At 72.1% G+C, this 4,241-nt stretch carries 5 protein-coding genes; all 5 read right to left on the bottom strand.

The features are described 5' to 3' along the window. On the bottom strand, window positions 1-954 hold a 954-nt coding region (gene aroC / locus D7V93_RS39145), incomplete at its 3' end, for a chorismate synthase (RefSeq protein WP_120648156.1). After that, complete coding sequence (locus D7V93_RS39140) at window positions 951-2,198, bottom strand: shikimate dehydrogenase (RefSeq protein ID WP_372338409.1); 1,248 nt, start codon at window positions 2,196-2,198, stop codon at window positions 951-953. The genes aroC and D7V93_RS39140, both read right to left, overlap by 4 nt. After that, on the bottom strand, window positions 2,198-2,674 hold the full coding sequence (locus D7V93_RS39135) for a shikimate kinase (protein ID WP_244237770.1): 477 nt from the start codon (window positions 2,672-2,674) through the stop codon (window positions 2,198-2,200). The genes D7V93_RS39140 and D7V93_RS39135 overlap by 1 nt, the downstream gene beginning before the upstream one ends. 103 nt (window positions 2,675-2,777) lie before the next feature. Next, complete coding sequence (ubiE, locus tag D7V93_RS39130) at window positions 2,778-3,467, bottom strand: bifunctional demethylmenaquinone methyltransferase/2-methoxy-6-polyprenyl-1,4-benzoquinol methylase UbiE (protein WP_120612315.1); 690 nt, start codon at window positions 3,465-3,467, stop codon at window positions 2,778-2,780. After that, on the bottom strand, window positions 3,464-4,241 hold a 778-nt coding region (aroF, locus tag D7V93_RS39125), incomplete at its 5' end, for a 3-deoxy-7-phosphoheptulonate synthase (protein ID WP_120648153.1). The genes ubiE and aroF, both read right to left, overlap by 4 nt.

The following is a 4,241-nucleotide window of genomic DNA, read 5'->3' as shown; positions in this document are numbered from 1 at the left end:
CTCCAGCACCGGCACGGCGCGGGGCATGATGCACGGATCATGTCGGCCGCCCTTGGCGTGATCCGCGAGCGTCGCGGGGGGCTTGAAGAAGGCGCGCACCTGCATGGGCTCCCCGTTGGCGAGGCCGCCCTGGATGCCGCCGTAAGCGTCCTTCACCGAGTGGAACTGGCTGCCGGGCTGGCCGATGCGCTGGAGCAGATCCGGCGGGCCCCACACGACGCCGGTGACGGCGCCGATGCTGCCCAGCGCCTGCGCGATGAGCGCCTTCAGCTTGCCGAAGATGGGCTCGCCCAGACCCACGGGCAGGCCCTCCACGCGCACGTCGATGGCGCCGCCCAGGCTGTCCCCGGCCTCCTTCGCGGCGAGGATCTGCCGGGACATCTCGTCGCGCACGGCAGCGTCCGGGCAGCGGGTGGGGTGCGCGTCCACGAGCGCGCGCGTGAGGCCTGGCGCCGGCACGGAGGCCACCAGTTCACCGACCTGGGACACGTACGCGACGGTGCTCAGCGTGGGCAGGTCGCGGGCCAGGTACGCCTCCGCGATGGTGCCGCCAATGACGCGGCAGAGCGTCTCGCGGCCGCTGGTGCGCCCGCCGCCGCGGTGGTCGCGGTGCTTGTAGCGCTCGCGCCATACGGAGTCCGCGTGGCCGGGCCGGTCCACGGCCGCCAGCTGGTTGTAGTCCTGCGAGCGCTGGTTCGTATTGCGCACGATGGCCGCGATGGGCGTGCCCAGCGTCTTGTCCTCGTAGACGCCGGAGAGGATCTCCACGGTGTCCGGCTCGTTGCGGGCCGTGACGAGGGCGGACTGCCCGGGACGTCGGCGGTCCAGCGCCGCCTGGAGCAGGTCGCGCGTGAGCGGAACGCCCGCGGGGCAGCCGTCCAGCACGGAGCCGAGCGCGGGGCCGTGGCTTTCGCCGAAGGTCGTCAGCCGGAAGAGGGTGCCAAAGGTATTCATGTCGCCGTTTCCCAGAGTTGTCGCTGCCGCCGGGCCTGGGCGACGAACCACGCCGCACCGAGCAGAAGTGGGGTGCCCCCGCGGCGAACGATCTCCGCGGCGACGCGCCGGCCGGGTGCACCGTATGCGATCACCGCCACGCGCGCCCCCTCGAATCGCAGGGTTTCAGGGGGAGCCACCCTGTCGGGCCACGTCCACACCCAGTCCCCTGTGAGGGGCGACTGGACCTCGGCCCGGCGCACGACGCGCAAGTCGAGGCCCAGCTCCCCGGCCACCAGGCGCAGGGCCTGCGTGGAGCCGCCGTCTCCCAGCACCGACACCGACTTCGAACCCAGGCGCTCCAGCACCGCGCGGGCGCCCTCGGTGTCGGTGTTGAAGGACTCCCACCGCGAGCCCCGGCGCACCAGCGTGTTGATGGCCTCCAGCGCCGCGCCGGTGTGCCGCGCCAGCCGCATCTTGAAGGGGCTGGTGACGGCGAAGCCCGCGTAGTGTGGCAGCAGCGAGTCCACCACCGCCTCCACCGGCGCGTCCTCCGCGAGGTCGATGCGATCGAACGGCTGACGGTGGATCCGCGGCGAGCGCGAGTGGGGAATCGAAGTGCCGAGGATGCCCAGACGCGACGCGTTCGCGTCCTTCGCCTTGCGGTGTTCGCGCGCCACGTCGTCCAGCAGGCGCTGTCCCGGCGCGGCCGTCCACGCGCCGCCCATCGCCACGTACTCCAGCCCGTTGCGACGGGAGAGCACCGCGCGCGCCGGGAGCGCCACCGGCCCCATGCCCAGCACCGTGACGCGCTCGGCGCCGAAGCGGGCGGACAGCTGGCGCTGCGTCTCCAGCAGCACGTCCAGGTGCGCGGGCCCGTCCATGGGCTCCACGTGCTTCACCAGCGCATCCGCCGGAAGCGGGCGGGACCAGCGCCGCAGCGCCTCGGCCGTCGTCAGCGGCCCCTCCGCGTGGTGCGACGCGAGCAGCCGGCCCGGAGGTGCGTCCATGTCCTGGGCGCGCTCCACGTCCCGGTCCACGCGCCACGCGGCCTTCACCCACGCCGTGGGCAGGGGCTTGCCACGCTCGGACACCAGCAGCGGCATCACGCGGGACAGGGCCTCTGGATCCACCGCGTCGGGCGCATGCAGGTCGGTCCGCACCTCCACCACGTCCGCGCCCCGGCGCAGGCCGTCCTTCGCGAAGACCACGGCCTCCGCGCCGGTGAGGGTGGGGGGCAGGGTGATGATTCGCAGGGCGGCCATCAGGCGGACTCCTGGACGAGGCAGCCCCGGAGGAAGTCCGCCAGGGCGATGGTGGGCACGCGCGCGTGCAGGGCCTCGCGCTCGTGGAAGATCGCATGGAGCTCTTCCTCCAGCGACACGTCCGGGCGCAAACGCGGGCGCTTGGTGTCCGCCATCAGCCGCTCGCGGTACGTGTCGAAGCTGACCGGGACGACGAGCGTGAAGTGCTCCTGGAGCGCTTCCGGATGGTGCGACAGGAAGCCGCCGCCCACCGCCACCACGCTGGCCGGGGGCAGCAGGCCGAGCAGCTCGCGTTCGGCGGCGCGGAAGGTGGCGGGGGACTCGGCGACCCAGGTCCGGAGCGGGCGGCCGTGTCGGCGCTCCAGCTCCGCATCCAGGTCCAGGCCGGTGCGCCCGAGGAGGCGCGAGACGAGCGGCAACAGGCGCGTCTTGCCGGCGGCGCGATGGCCGGCGATGACAACTGTCTGCGTCCCCACCGGACGGGGGCAGGGCCCCGGGGCCGAGAGGGCCCCCTGGAGCGCCTGCTGGAGTCTGGGGTCTACCGACGCGACGACCTGTGCGACGAGGCGGCGTCGGTTTTCAGCGGACGGTTCCAACATAGACGTAGGCGGTTCCGAACAGCAGGGGGTGGGCGGCGCGCTCGGAGTAGGCGCCGGCCTGGTCCATCAGGGAGAGGAAGCGCTCGCCCGCGGGGAAGGCCGCGGCGGTGCGAGGCAGGTACTGAAACGCGGCGCGATTGCCCGTCAGCAGCCCGCCGACCGTCGGCATGACGGTCTTGCTGTAGAAGCGGAACAGCACGCCGTAGGGACCGGTGGGCTGGCCGAACTCCAGCACCACCACGCGGCCCCCCGGGCGCACCACGCGCGCCATCTCCTGCAGGCACTTGACCGGATCATCCACGTTGCGGATGCCGAACGAGATGGACGCCACGTCGAAGCTGTTGTCCGGGAGGGTGAGCGCCATGGCGTCCTGCACCTGGAACTCCACCTCCAGGCCGGCCTTGGCCGCCTTGGCGGGCGCGCTCTCCAGCATCTCCGGGCAGAAGTCCGTGCCCACCACGCGGCCGGTGGGCCCCACCTTGCGCTTGAAAGCCAGCGCCAGGTCGCCGGTGCCGGTGGCGCAGTCGAGCACCTGGCTGCCTTCCTTTGCCTGGCTCAGCTTCACCGCCGTGCGTCGCCACAGCCGGTGCACGCCGAAGGAGAGGACTTCGTTCGCCACGTCGTAGCGCGGGGCGATGGAAGAGAACATCTGTCGGACTTCGGTGCTCATCGTGCCCCTGCGATCTGTGCCGGGCCTTCCGGCTTCCAAAGATGACGGTCCACCGCGGCGAGCACGCCCGGCAGCCGTCGCATCAACGTCATGAAATCCTCGGGCGACATCGCCTGCTGCCCGTCGCACAGCGCCAGCTCCGGCTTCGCGTGGACCTCGATCAACAACCCATCCGCGCCCGCCGCCGCCGCCGCCAGCGACATGGGCTGGATGAGCGCCGGGATGCCCGTGGCGTGCGAAGGGTCCACGATAACGGGCAGGTGCGAGTGCTGCTTGGCCCACGCCACCGCCGCCAGGTCGAGTGTGTTGCGCATGGCGGTCTCAAAAGTCCGGATGCCGCGCTCGCACAGGATGACCTGCTCGTTGCCGCCCGCGAGGATGTACTCGGCGGCGTTGAGCCACTCCTGCACCGTGGCGGACAGCCCGCGCTTGAGCAGCACCGGCTTGCGCACCCGGCCCAATGCTCGCAGCAGCCCGAAGTTCTGCATGTTCCGCGCGCCCACCTGGAGGATGTCCGCGTGCTGCGCCATCAGCGGCAGCTGCTCGGTCTCCATGACTTCACTGATGATGGGCAGGCCGTGCCGCTTGCCCGCGTCCACCAGCAGTTTCAAACCGGGCTCGCCCATGCCCTGGAAGGCGTAGGGGCTGGTGCGCGGCTTGAACACGCCACCGCGCAACAGATGTGCGCCCGCGTGGGCCACCGCGCGCGCGGACAGCTCCAACTGCTCCGCGCCTTCCACCGCGCACGGCCCCGCCATCACCACGAAGCCCCGC

The sequence above is a fragment of the Corallococcus llansteffanensis genome (assembly GCF_003612055.1).
Taxonomy (GTDB): Bacteria; Myxococcota; Myxococcia; order Myxococcales; family Myxococcaceae; genus Corallococcus; species Corallococcus llansteffanensis.
This window is presented reverse-complemented; position numbering and strand designations above follow the sequence as displayed.

Coding starts and splice junctions, on each gene's coding strand:
- D7V93_RS39140 (WP_372338409.1), bottom strand. CDS start 2,198: ATGGCCGCCCTGCGAATCATCACCCTGCCCCCCACCCTCACCGGCGCG.
- ubiE (WP_120612315.1), bottom strand. CDS start 3,467: ATGAGCACCGAAGTCCGACAGATGTTCTCTTCCATCGCCCCGCGCTAC.